Origin of the sequence: Paracoccus sp. 228 (genome assembly GCF_000967825.1) — a bacterium.
Classification (GTDB): domain Bacteria; phylum Pseudomonadota; class Alphaproteobacteria; order Rhodobacterales; family Rhodobacteraceae; genus Paracoccus; species Paracoccus marcusii.
The window spans coordinates 811,143-823,589 of sequence record NZ_JYGY01000002.1 but is presented as its reverse complement, the minus strand read 5'-3'; the positions used below and the strand labels follow the sequence as shown (position 1 = coordinate 823,589).

At 67.7% G+C, this 12,447-nt stretch carries 12 protein-coding genes; 3 read left to right on the top strand and 9 right to left on the bottom strand.

The window, feature by feature from the left end; genetic code table 11:
• Positions 1–736: 736 nt before the first annotated feature.
• Positions 737–1,900 carry a site-specific integrase gene (locus tag SY26_RS09385; protein WP_046000213.1) on the bottom strand — a complete coding sequence of 388 codons (1,164 nt, stop codon included), beginning with the start codon at positions 1,898–1,900 and terminating at the stop codon, positions 737–739.
• A 320-nt stretch (positions 1,901–2,220) separates the two neighbouring features.
• On the opposite strand from SY26_RS09385, the gene modA reads away from it, so the two are divergent.
• From modA to modC, 3 genes are read left to right on the top strand one after another with little or no spacing between them, the layout of a single operon-like run.
• Positions 2,221–2,979, top strand: a complete 759-nt coding sequence (gene modA / locus SY26_RS09380) for a molybdate ABC transporter substrate-binding protein (protein ID WP_046000212.1) — start codon at positions 2,221–2,223, stop codon at positions 2,977–2,979.
• Positions 2,976–3,683, top strand: coding sequence for a molybdate ABC transporter permease subunit (gene modB, locus SY26_RS09375; RefSeq protein ID WP_046000211.1), 708 nt, complete (start codon positions 2,976–2,978; stop codon positions 3,681–3,683). Before modA ends, modB begins: the two co-directional genes overlap by 4 nt.
• Positions 3,680–4,777 (top strand): molybdenum ABC transporter ATP-binding protein, encoded by a 1,098-nt coding sequence (gene modC, locus SY26_RS09370; protein ID WP_046000210.1) that lies wholly within the window; start codon positions 3,680–3,682, stop codon positions 4,775–4,777. Before modB ends, modC begins: the two co-directional genes overlap by 4 nt.
• A 106-nt stretch (positions 4,778–4,883) precedes the next feature.
• On the opposite strand, the gene SY26_RS09365 is transcribed toward modC, so the two are convergent.
• The 8 genes from SY26_RS09365 to SY26_RS09335 all read right to left on the bottom strand — a co-directional run bounded on the left by SY26_RS09365 (position 4,884) and on the right by SY26_RS09335 (position 12,427).
• Positions 4,884–6,887, bottom strand: a complete 2,004-nt coding sequence (locus tag SY26_RS09365) for a Hint domain-containing protein (RefSeq protein WP_046000209.1) — start codon at positions 6,885–6,887, stop codon at positions 4,884–4,886.
• A 178-nt stretch (positions 6,888–7,065) separates the two neighbouring features.
• Positions 7,066–7,254 (bottom strand): hypothetical protein, encoded by a 189-nt coding sequence (locus SY26_RS09360; RefSeq protein WP_046000208.1) that lies wholly within the window; start codon positions 7,252–7,254, stop codon positions 7,066–7,068.
• Positions 7,255–7,326: 72 nt separating this feature from the next.
• Positions 7,327–7,692 carry a hypothetical protein gene (locus SY26_RS09355; RefSeq protein WP_046000207.1) on the bottom strand — a complete coding sequence of 122 codons (366 nt, stop codon included), beginning with the start codon at positions 7,690–7,692 and terminating at the stop codon, positions 7,327–7,329.
• Between the two features lie 15 nt (positions 7,693–7,707).
• On the bottom strand, positions 7,708–8,982 hold the full coding sequence (locus SY26_RS09350; protein ID WP_046000206.1) for a hemolysin family protein: 1,275 nt from the start codon (positions 8,980–8,982) through the stop codon (positions 7,708–7,710).
• A gap of 195 nt (positions 8,983–9,177) precedes the next feature.
• Positions 9,178–9,339, bottom strand: a complete 162-nt coding sequence (locus SY26_RS21085; RefSeq protein ID WP_157020456.1) for a hypothetical protein — start codon at positions 9,337–9,339, stop codon at positions 9,178–9,180.
• Between the two features lie 136 nt (positions 9,340–9,475).
• Positions 9,476–10,993: a tripartite tricarboxylate transporter permease gene (locus tag SY26_RS09345; RefSeq protein ID WP_046000205.1), complete on the bottom strand. Its 1,518-nt coding sequence runs from the start codon at positions 10,991–10,993 to the stop codon at positions 9,476–9,478.
• Positions 10,994–10,997: 4 nt separating this feature from the next.
• Positions 10,998–11,486: a tripartite tricarboxylate transporter TctB family protein gene (locus SY26_RS09340; protein WP_045982028.1), complete on the bottom strand. Its 489-nt coding sequence runs from the start codon at positions 11,484–11,486 to the stop codon at positions 10,998–11,000.
• Positions 11,483–12,427 (bottom strand): tripartite tricarboxylate transporter substrate binding protein, encoded by a 945-nt coding sequence (locus tag SY26_RS09335; protein ID WP_046000204.1) that lies wholly within the window; start codon positions 12,425–12,427, stop codon positions 11,483–11,485. Before SY26_RS09335 ends, SY26_RS09340 begins: the two co-directional genes overlap by 4 nt.
• Positions 12,428–12,447: the final 20 nt, after the last annotated feature.

Here is a 12,447-nt window from a genome sequence, read left to right as displayed (position 1 = left end):
GCTATTTGGGGAGCGCGCGCGCCATGGCGCTTGGCGCCCCGCCACTGGCCTGGTTTTGCGCCGCCGCGTGGCCGGTTTTTACGCCGCCGTTGACATGGAGGTCGCCATGCCAGTCATTTCTTTGACAGCAGGCAGGCGGATCAGTTTGGCAGCCATGGTATTCCCTTTCCCGGCGCAAGCGCCATCGTGCCGCAAAAGCGGCGCCTATATGACCGTGGACAACATGTCCGCGGAGCGTGTAGGAAGGGGTCGGATTGGCTCAGTAAGTCTTCCAACCAAGCCCGCAGCACCGTTTGTGGTAGAATGGTGTTGCGGGCGTCACAGCATGCTGTGCCTTCCAGTAGATTCTAGTTCACTTCCAAGTCCTGCGGCAACCGGTTGACATGGTTCGCGTTTGGTTGCCCGAGTGAATTGTGGGGATAACCGCGAACTTTTTGGATTGCGTTTTGGCAGTTGGCACGGCGATCAGAATGACTTTGTTCATGCTGCCTGCCATATGCGGACTCCTTGGAACGTGGTGAATGTTACTTGGAACTAGATCAACTGACACCCAGAAGCCAAGCAGGAAGTCGCATAGTGCCAAGGCACGGCTGTCAGCATAAGCACGTCCAGTAGGAATTGCGGTTGGTGCAGAGCCCCTGCTTGACGTGGAACTTGATCCTGCGCCCGACATCTTGGTGCGGATCATGTACAACCAGTTCGGCGCGTTGATACCGCGCGCGACGGCCACATGGCGTTATTGCGCCAGATACGCCGCCCAAGCCTCGCCTACTTCGCGCCGCTTCTCCATCAGCTCGGATCGCGCATACGCAGCCTCGGCTTGATCCTTTATCGTATGAGCCAGTGCGGCCTCGGCAACCTCGCGCGGGAAGTTGGTCTTTTCCTGCGTCCAGGTGCGGAAGGATGTGCGGAAGCCGTGGATGTCGATGTCGTAGCCGTTCTCGCGCACCAGCTTGAGTAGCGTCGCGTCCGACAGTGGCTTGCCCTGCACCGTACCTGGAAAGATTAGCGCCTCTCCGTCTGAGAAGTCGGATACCTCCTGCGCCTCCAGAAGGATCGCGACGGCCGCCTGAGACAGGGGCACGCTGTGAGCCTTCTTCGCCTTCATAATTGATGCCGGCCGCGTCCAGACAGGCCCGCCCTCCGCCTTCCAGTCGATCTGGCACCATCGGGCCAGCCTGACCTCTCCAGACCTGCTGGCGGTCAACACAAGCAGCCGGAAGGCCAGCTTGGTCGACACCCCTGCCCCGCTCTGCTCGACAGCCGCCATACAGTCGGCCACGTCGGAATAGGCCAAGGCCTTCCGATGGGCCTTCGCCTGCTTGTCCTTTGGTAGCGCCTGGGCGATGGCCACTGAGGGGTCGTCTTGCCGCCAGCCCTTCGCCACAGCCCACTTCATGACCATGCCGATGCGCTGCTTGACCCGCCGTGCTGTCTCGCGCTTCTCGTTCCAGATCGGGGCCAGTACGGCCAGCACATCGCTGGTCGAAACATCCCCGACCCTCGTCTTGCCGATCCGCGGGAAGGCGTAGCTCTCCAAGGTGCTGATGAACTGGGCTGCGTGCTTTTCGTTGCGCCACGTCGGCTTGTGCAGCTTGTGCACTGTACGGGCTGCCTCCTCGAATGTCGGGACAGCCTCGGCCTCCTTGCGGGCCTGTAATGGATCCACGCCATCCCGTACTAGTCGCTTGTTCTCCAGCGCCACCTCGCGGGCACGCGCCAGCGTCACCACTGGCGGGCTTCCAAGGCCAAGCTCTCGCCTGCGCCCCTGCACGATGATACGCTGCATCCACGATCGCGCGCCGCTGGGCTTCACCAGCAGGTACAGCCCCAAGCCCCCGCCGTCGTGGTACTTGCCCGGCGCCAGTGGCGCACGGATCAGCACAGCAGTCAGCTTCACAGATTTCCGGGTTGTGGTTTCCTGCAATCGACCCCCCAAACGTCCCCCCAGGACATTCGCGATGGTACGGGACGAATTGAGAACGCGCAAGAACGTAAGACTGCGCATCGTTCTGTGATTGCTGGATATTTAGGAAGGTCCGAGACCGGCTGGGAAGTGTCCTCTGCGGACACCGCCTCCGCCATCCCCAACTCATCTGATCTTTTCGTCCGCACCCTGACCCGCCCTGTGCGTCGATATGTCCGCCGGAAAATAGCGCTTGCCAAGTCGGCCCTTCGTTGCGTTATATCCACCCGGCCATATCACCGACGGAGATCACCATGCCCGGCCCGGATTGCCTTGCCCTTGCCGCCTGCGTGGCGCTGATCGCGTCTCCCGCGCTGGCCGATGATGTGACCGTCTTTGCCGCCGCCAGCCTGACCGACGCGCTGGACCGCATTGCTGCCCAGTGGAGCGAAGAGACCGGTCAGATGGCCGTGATGTCCTACGCTGGCTCGTCCGCCCTGGCCCGCCAGATCCAGCAGGGCGCGCCCGCGGATATCTTCATCTCGGCCAGCGAGGAGTGGATGAACGCGGTGCAGGCCTCGGGGGACATCCGTCCCGATACGCGCCGCGACCTGCTGGGCAACAGCCTGGTGCTGATCGCGCATGGCGACGCGGCCCCGGTGACCATCGACAAGACCCTGGACCTGACGGCGATGCTGGACGGGGGGCGGCTGTCCATGGCGATGGTCGACAGCGTCCCGGCGGGCATCTATGGCAAGGCCGCGCTGACCCATCTGGGGTTGTGGGACGCGGTGGCGCCCATGGTCGCGCAATCGGACAACGTGCGCAGCGCCCTGACCTTCGTCGCGCGCGGAGAGGCGCCCCTGGGCATCACCTATGCCACCGACGCCGCCGCGCAGGACGACGTGACCATCCTGGGCACCTTCCCTGCCGACAGCCACGACCCTATCGTCTATCCCGCCGCCGTCACCGCGCAGTCGGACAATGATCAGGCGCAGGCCTTTCTGGACTATCTGTCGTCGGACGCGGCACGGGCGGTCTGGGCAGAGTTCGGCTTCACGACCGTACAATGATCGACGCCGTCACATCCTGGCTGGGGCCGACCGAATGGCAGGCGGTGCGCCTGTCGCTGTGGGTCGGGCTGGTCGCCACGCTGGTCAGCCTGCCATTGGGCATCCTGACCGCCTATGCGCTGGCGCGCTGGTCCTTTCCCGGCAAGCAGATCCTGAACGGCATCGTCCACCTGCCGCTGATCCTGCCGCCGGTGGTCACGGGCTATCTGCTGCTGGTCACCTTCGGGCGGCGGGGCAGCGTCGGGCAGTGGCTGGAGACGGTGGCCATCATCTTCTCGTTCCGCTGGACCGGGGCGGCGCTGGCGGCCGCGATCATGGCCTTTCCGCTGATGGTGCGTGCCATCCGCCTGGCGATCGAGGCCGTCGATCCCCGGCTGGAGGCGGCGGCGGGCACGCTTGGCGCCAGCCCTTCCTGGGTGTTCGCCACGGTGACCCTGCCCCTGATCCTGCCCGGCGTGCTGGCCGGATCGATCCTGGCCTTTGCCAAGGCGATCGGTGAATTCGGGGCGACCATCACCTTCGTGTCGAACATCCCCGGCCAGACCCAGACCGTCCCCTCGGCGATCTATGCCCTGCTGCAGGCGCCGGGTGGAGAGGCGGCAGCGGGGCGCTTGGTTTTGTTGTCGATCACCATCGCCATGACCGCGCTGCTGCTGTCAGAGGTTCTGGCGCGCCGCGTCGCGCGGCGGGTGGCGGGCGCATGACGCTGCAGGTCCGCCTGACCCACCGGTTTGCCGGGTTCGACCTGGACGTGGCGTTCGACGCCCCCCCGGGGCTGACGGTGCTGTTCGGGCCATCCGGTTCGGGCAAGACCACGGTCGTGAACGCGGTCGCGGGCCTGCTGCGACCGGATGCGGGGCGGATCGCGGTCGATGACTGGGTCCTGACCGACAGCGCCCTGCGGCGCCACCTGCCCCCCCACCGCCGCCGCCTTGGCTATGTCTTCCAGGAGGGGCGGTTGTTCCCGCATCTGTCGGTCCGCCAGAACCTGCTCTATGGCCGGTGGTTCGCGCCGCGCGACGCCACCGCGCCCGATCTGGATCGCGTGGTGCAGATGCTGGGCATCGGCCCTTTGTTGGCCCGCCGCCCCGGAACCCTGTCCGGCGGAGAGCGCAGCCGCGTGGCCATCGGGCGCGCCCTGCTGGCCGCCCCGCGCCTGATCCTGGCGGACGAGCCGCTGGCCGCCCTGGACGAGGCCCGCAAGGCCGAGATCCTGCCCTATTTCGAACGCCTGCGCGACGAGGCCAGCGTGCCGATCCTCTATGTCAGCCATTCCAGCGCCGAGGTCGCGCGGCTGGCCACCACCGTCGTGGCGCTGCGGGCCGGGCGGGTCGCGGCCATCGGGCCGCCGGCGCAGGTCTTGGGCGATGCGGGCGCGGTCGGTGCGGACACGGCATCGGTCCTGACCGCGCAGGTCGCCGGCCATGATGCGGACGGGCTGACACGTCTGCAGACGGGGGCGGGTCCGGTCTTCGTCGCCCGCCTGGATGCCCCGCCCGGCACGCATGTGCGCCTGCGCGTGGGGGCGCGCGACGTCATCCTGTCACGGGATCAGCCGCAGGGCCTGTCGGCGCTGAACATTCTGGCGGGCCGCATCGCCGCGATCACGGCCGAGGAGGGACCGAACGCGCAGGTCGTCCTGACCGTCGGGCCCGACACGCTGACGGCCCGCCTGACGCGCCGCTCCGTCGCCGCGATGGGTCTTGCGCCGGGGCAACCCTGCCACGCGATCCTGAAGACCGTGGCGGTGGCGGCCGGCGACATCGGCGCATTGCACACTGTCCCGCCCACGACGTGACCACATCTTCGGATGCTGAAATGTGATGGCCGACGCCTAAAGGAACGGCCACCGCAACCGAAAGCGGCATGCCTTCGGATGCAGAGGCGTGAACGCTTGGTTCCGATCAGCAGACCAACGTCTTGCCGTTGCGGCGGTGGCGCTGAACCATCTTCTGGGCCTTGCCGCCGGGCACGAAGGGCCGTGCGGGTTCCGACGGGCCGGCACGCAGTTCGGGGAACAGCGTGAAGATCTCGTCCTGCGCGGCTTGGCCCAGGGACTTCATCGCCTGCGGCCCGGTATACAGCGACTCGGTCTGCGCGTCGTTCGAGAAGACGATCTCGTGGCGGGCGAACAGGATGTGATAGTACTGGACCGAGTCCACCGCGACCTCATCGACGCCATCCAGCGCGGTCAGCTGACGTGCGGCGACCAGAACCTCGGTCGTGCCGAACATGCGCTGCGCGATGGCCGACCGGACCAGCACGCGATGCTGCGGCGACACCATCAGGTCGCGGCTTGGCAGATCCTGCCCCAGGGCGCCCGCGCGGATGCGGATCGGACGCAGCTTGGGAACCATGGTCAGATCGACGCGGTCCAGCGCGCGCCCCCCGATCCAGCGGATCGGACGGGCGCCGTTGTCGCGGGTCTCGACCAGGTCGCCCACGCGCAGGTCCTCAACCGCGACGTCGCCATCGGGGGTGCGGATCATCGTGCCCGCGCAGAAGCAGGGAATGCCCATCCCGTTCAGGCGCGACGGCGTCAGGCTGTCGGGATCGACGTCGCGCATCCACAGCTCTTCCCCGTTCGGGAAGGAGATGACGGCGTACTTGTTGTCCCACTCGTCCACATCGGCGCGGATCTTGACGTCTGACAGGTCGATCGGGTTGCCGTCGGCATCATGCAGGCCGCTGAGGTCCAGCACGTCCGCGGCGGCGGGGTTGCCCTCGCTGTCCAGCTCGTCCCCGAACCCGAACCCGCGGATCGTGTCATGGCCAAAGCCGTCGGTCAGGACCAGCGTGTCGACCTCGGCATCAGGACGGCTGACGGCGGCGAACAAATCGCCGTTCATCGAGATCTCGTCGTTGCCAAGGCCGCCGATGATGGTATCGGCGCCCCACCCGCCTTCCAGGACGTCGTTGCCGTCGCTGCCGATGATCATGTCGTCGCCCGCGTCGGCAAAGACCCGGTATCCGTCGACGCCTGCCGCCGATCCGTCGATCACGTCATGACCGCCGCCGGTCCGCAGGTTCTGCATGTTCAGGAACCGCAGATGCCCGTCCACGCCGCCCAGGGCGTCGATGTCGCCCGAGCTGGAGCTGTCCAGCACGACATGCACGCCAGGCGCGGATTCGGTGGGCTCCGACGGGGCGGACTGCCAGGCGTTCAGGGTGTTGTACCCCCCTTCGCCGTCGTAAAGGTCGTTCCCGATCGGCGCGTCGCTGCCGCCGTTGCCCCAACGATAGCCGTCGTCACCGTCCCCGCCATAGGCGACGTCGTCGCCGCCGCCGGTCTCGATCACGTCGTTGCCGTCGCCGCCATGGACGATGTCGTTGCCGCCGCCGCTCTGGATGTAGTCGGTGCCCGAGCTGCCGAGGATCGTGTCATTGCCGTCGCCGGAATAAAGGCGCATGCCGACCGTGTGCGTCGGGCCGTCGACATACAGGATGTCGGCATTCGAGGCGTCGACATTGTGGTTGCCGTCGCCCAGGTACACCCGCTCGATTCCCTGGAATTCGATGGTGTTGCCGTTGGAATCGGTCGCGGTCCCCGCCTCGGTCGAGGAATAGGTGACCGTCATGTCGGCGTCGCTGTCCGGGTTCAGGCTCAGCGTGTCGCCGCCGTTGTGGTTGTAGGGATCGAAGGTGTAATTCTCGGACCCCATCATGCCGATGACATAGGAACCGTCGAAGACCGGCACATGCCCGTCGCCACCGATATACGTGTCGTGCTCACCACCCTCGGCCGACCCGTTCCAGGTCAGATGGTCGGCGCCCTCGCCACCGTTGACGGTGTCATTTCCGGGACCGCCGTCGATGGTGTCATTGCCCGGGCCGCCGTTGATCGTGTCGCCCTCGGCGGTGCCCACGATCGTGTCGTCACCCGTGGTTCCGGGAAGATCTGCGGCCATGGATAGTCCTCACAATGTCGCTGGTTACATCACATGCCCCGGGTCGCTGAGGGCTTCTGCCCGGCGATTCGCACCCGCTGACTTATGTCGGTTTAGTCCAAAACGCTGCCCAATTGAGAGTTGTCCTTTTCTACAGGCCACGGGCATGGCACGGCCCCGCCGCACCATGCCGCGCCGGTCAATAGATCAGCACGAGGGCACCGATCACCCCGCCGAACACCAGCGCGAAGATCGCCCAGTGCAGCAGGACGCTGTGCGGCGTGGTCGGGGGTTGCACCAGGCGCCAGTCCTCGACCGGGCCGGGTTGCGCGTCCATGTCGGTCGGTGCCGGGGGCGTGGCCGCCCGGTCTTGGTTCATCTCTGTCATCTGGATGTCCTGAAAGAATGAGGTCGCGACGAACCGCCCGCCCGGGCGGTGTCCGTTCAGATCGTCATTGTTTCAGGGGCGTGGCGGCGCGCGGGGCCTGCGCGTCCGCCTGACAGGCCGCGAGGGTGCGGCGCGGCGTGCCTGCGGCAGGACCAGCCTGACGGGCGCGCGCGGGGGCGGCGGCGAAAACGGTTCCGGATCGGCCCCCGCGGCGGGTGACGGCACCACCGGCACGCCCTGGCGGTCGACCAGCGCGACGGTCGCGGGCAAGCCGAGCTGTGACAGGCGGTCGCCAGACAGATGCGGCACCTGCCGTTGCCAGGCCGGATGGGAAACCGCAACCGCCGCGACCAGCAGCAGGACCGCGCAGACGGCCCACAGCCTCAGGACAACGGTCCTGAGGCTGTTATGGGATGCGGCGTTCGGCGGGGCGGACATCGGTTCTGGCGTTCCTCAGTCGATGCGGGCGACCAGCAGCTTGTCGATGCGGCGGCCGTCCAGGTCCACCACCTCGATCCGCCAGGGCGACAGGGTCACGTGGGCGCCCACCTCGGGCAGGACGCCCGCAAGGTCAAGAACCAGGCCGGCCACGGATTCGTAATCGCGATCCTCGGGCAACGGGACGCCCAGCAGGTCGGAGAACTCGTCCACCGGCATCCAGCCCGCGATCAGCCAGCTGCCATCATCGCGCCGGACGGCCTTGGGCTCGTCCTCTCCGGGGTCGGGGAAATCGCCGGCGATGGCTTCCAGCACGTCCATCGCGGTGATCACACCCTCGAAATGCCCGTATTCGTCAAAGACCAGCAGCATGTGCGCGGGCGAGGATTTCAGCTGCTCGATCACGTTCAGCGCCGGCAGACCGTCGCGCACGACGGGCACCGCCTGGATCAGCGCGCGCGGGTCGGCGGCGGGATCGGCCTGCAGTCGGATCAGGTCGCGGGCATGGATGACGCCGACGATGTCATCATCGGCCCCGTCCCGCAGCAGGATGCGAGAGCGGTGGCCGGTGCGGAAGACCTGCGCCAGATCGTCGGGGGTGGCGTTCGCGTCGGCGATCAGCACCTCGTGGCGTGGGGTCATCAGGCCGCGCGCGGTGCGGTCGGCGATGCGCATGACGCCGGCGATCATCTCGTTCTCGGCAGGGGCGATGACGCCGGCGTTGTGCGCCTCGGCCAGCATGACCTTGATCTCCTCGTCGGACATGCTGCTCTCGGCCTTGCCCGATTGGCCCAGCAGGGCCAGCAGCACCCGCCCCGACCGGTCCAGCACCCAGACCACCGGCGCCGCGATGCGCGAGATCATCCGGATCAGCGGCGCGATGCGCGCGGCCACGGCCTCGGGGGCACGCAGGGCGATCTGCTTGGGGACCAGTTCCCCGACGATCAGCGACAGATAGGTGATGGCGACGACCACGCCGCCCACGGCCAGCGTATGGGCCAATGCGGGCTGCATGCCCCCCGCGACCAGGGCGGTGGCCAGGCGCGTGCCCAGTGTCGCGCCCGAGAAGGCGCCCGACAGCACGCCCACCAGCGTGATGCCGATCTGGACGCTGGACAGGAACCGGCCCGGATCGGCAGCCAGGTCCAGCGCGGTCGCGGCCCCCCGGCTGCCCTGCTGGGCCATGGTCTTGAGCCGGGCGGGCCGGGCAGACACGATGGCAAGTTCGGACATGGCAAGTACGCCGTTGAACAGGGTCAACAGCAGGACAATGGCGATTTCGAGGAGCATGGGACTTTCGTCAGGTGATGAAAGGCGGCGTCACGGCCGTCCTGGACCGCCACGATAGGCGACGGCCCCCCATCGGACCAGCACCTTTCCGCGTCCGTTCACGCAATCGTCGGTTTTCCGCCGCCATTGCCCGGAAACACGAAGACGCGCCGCGGGGGGCGGCGCGCCGGGTGGCGGATCGGGCCGGGGCCGCGATCAGATATGGGTCGGAAAGCTGTCGCGGCGGATGCCCAGCTGCTTCAGGCTGGCATCGGCGGGACGGCGATGGGCGCGGACGGCGCGGGCCGCCTCGAGGCTGGCACCCAGAGTGTCCATCGCGGACAGAAGGCGGTTCCAGGCATTGCGCAGGGTGGTCATTTCGGTCTCTCTTTCCGTCATCAGGTGACAGTAGAGATATCGGGTCCGACCCCCGTTTCTGCAATGCAGCATCCGGTCAACCCAGCCTTGCGTCGGGTGCATGACCCCCGGCCCGTCACCGGGCCGGGGTTTCGCGTCAATCCTCGTCCGATGCCATCTGGCTGAGGACCTGACCCTTGCCGCGGGCCCGCATGATCATCGGCACGATCAGCGCAAAGGCCGCGACCGCGATCAGCCCCGCGGATACCGGGGTCGAGACCAGCGTCATCACGTCGCCCTGGCTGATCGACAGCGCGCGGCGCAGCTGCTGTTCGGCCATCGGTCCCAGGATCAGCCCCACGACCACCGGCGCGATGGGATAGCCGTAAAGGCGCATCAGGTACCCCATGACGCCGAAGATCAGCAGCATCGACAGCTCGATCGGGGACGGGTTGGCGCCGATCGTGCCCAACGTGGCAAAGCACAGGATGCCCGCGTAAAGCCACGGCCGCGGGATGGTCAGCAGGCGCACCCACAGCCCGATCAGCGGCAGGTTCAGGATCACCAGCATCACGTTGGCGATCAGCAGCGACGCGATCAGCCCCCAGACCAGATCCGGGTTGGTCGCGAACAGCAGCGGTCCGGGCTGCAGGCCGAACTGCTGGAACCCGGCCAGCATGATCGCCGCGGTGGCGGTGGTCGGCAGGCCCAACGTCAGCAGCGGGACCAGCGTGCCCGCGGCGCTGGCATTGTTCGCGGCCTCGGGCCCGGCGATGCCCTCGATGGCGCCGTGGCCGAACTCCTCGGGGCGCTTGGCGGCGCGTTTCTCGGCGGCATAGGACAGGAAGGTGGCGATGTCGGCACCGCCCGCGGGCATGGCGCCGATGGGAAAACCGATGAAGGTGCCGCGCAGCCAGGGCTTCCAGGACCGCTTCCAGTCCTCGCGCGTCATCCAGACCGATCCCTTGACCGCCGTCACCTTGTCCTCGACGCCATGACGGTTGGCGGCGACGATCATCGCCTCGCCCACGGCGAACAGCGCCACGGCCAGGGTCGTGACCTCGATCCCGTCCAGCAGCTGCGGGACGCCGAAGTCCAGCCGCGCCTGACCGGTCAGCTGGTCGATGCCGACCAGGGCCAGCGCCAGGCCGATGAACAGCGATATCAGCCCCTTGCGCGCACTGTCGCCAAAGGCAGACGACACGGTGACGAAGGCCAGCACCATCAGCGCGAAATACTCGCGCGGGCCGAAGGTCAGGGCCAGCTTGACCACCGTCGGCGCGACGAAGGCCAGAAGCAGCGTCGCGACCAGCCCCGCGACGAAGGACCCGATGGCGGCGGTGGCCAGCGCCGGTCCGCCCCGTCCGGCGCGGGCCATCTTGTTGCCCTCCAGCGCGGTCACGATGGATGCGCTTTCGCCCGGCGTGTTCAGCAGGATCGACGTGGTCGATCCGCCATACATGCCGCCGTAATAGATGCCCGCGAACATGACCAGCGACCCGGCCGGGTCCAGCCCGTAGGTCACCGGCAGAAGCAGCGCCACGGTCAGCGCAGGCCCGATGCCGGGCAGCACGCCCACGGCGGTGCCCACGGTCACGCCGATCAGCGCGTAGAGCAGGATCATCGGGTCGGTCGCGACCATCAGGCCCTGGAACAGGTATCCGAACGTGTCCATGCCCCTAGCCCCCCGTGATCAGGCGTTCCAGCGGACCCGCCGGAAGGCTGAGGTTCAGAAGCTGGGAGAAGACCAGATAGATCGTCCCGGTGAAGATCAGCCCGATGGGCAGGGTCAGTGCCAGGTTGCGCTTGCCGAAGGCCCGGGCGGTGGCCGCGAACAGCAGCGCGGTCGCAATGACGAAGCCCGCCGTGTTCAGCAGCGCCAGCTGCGCGGCCAGGCCGCCGATGATCCAGGCGATGGGCGCGGGATCCTGGGCCGGGCGTTCGGCCGGCGCGTCGCGGAATGCCGCGACGACGGTCCAGGCCGACAGCGCCAGCAGCGCCCAGGCGATCCAGCGCGGGACGTCGGCCGGGCCGACGCCGGAATAGCCCCGGTTCTGCGGCAGCGTGGCCACGTCGCGGAAAATGATGACCGCGATCAGCGCCAGCACGGCCGCCACGGTCAGCGCCGCCCCGTCGGGGCGGCGTCTCGTGTCCGGGGCAGTCGTCATTCGACCAGCCCGATGTCCTTGAGGACCGCGGCCGTCGTGGCGGTCTCCTCCTCCAGCTGGGCGCGGAACGCGTCGCCCGCCAGATAGGTGTCGGCCCAGCCCTTGGTCACCAGCGCCTCCTGCCATGCGGTCGATTTGGCCATCGTCTCGATGTCGGCGGCGATGGCGGCCTCGTCCTCGGGGGACAGTCCTGCGGGGGCGGCGACCATGCGCCAGTTCTGCAGCACGACGTCCAGGCCGACCTCGGTCAGGGTGGGGGCGTCGACGCCCTCGATCCGCTCCTCGGAGGTGACGGCCAGGATGCGCAGCGTCCCGGCATCGGCCTGCGGCTTGAACTCGCCAAGGCTGGAGATGCCCGCCGTCACCTGGTTGCCCAGGATCGCGGCCAGTGCCTCGCCGCCACCGGAATAGGCGATGTAGTTAATCGCGGTCGGGTCGACATCGGCGGCATTGGCCAGAAGGCCCACCGCGATGTGGTCGGCGCCGCCCGCCGAACCGCCGGCCCAGCTGACGGAGCCGGGATCGGCCTTCAGCATCTCGACCAGCTGGTTGATGTCCTGGATCTCGGATGCGGTGGGCACCACGATCGCCTCGTACTCGCCGGTCAGGCGGGCGATGGGCGTCACGTCGGCCAGCGACACGGGCGAGGCGTTGGTCAGGATCGCCCCGACCATCACATAGCCGCCCACGATCAGCTGGTCGGCCTTTCCGGTGGCCGAGGACGCGAACTGCGCCAGACCCACGGTGCCGCCGGCACCCGGAACGTTCTGGACCTGCACGGAATCAGAGATGCCCTCGGCCTGCAGGACCTCCTGCATGGTGCGGGCGGTCTGGTCCCAGCCGCCGCCCGGTGCGGCAGGCGCCAGGATGGTATAGTCGGTGGCCAGCGCCGGAACGGCCAGGGCCGCGGTGAACAGGCCCGCAAGAATCGCGTGTTTCAAGATAGTCCTCCCCATTGGCC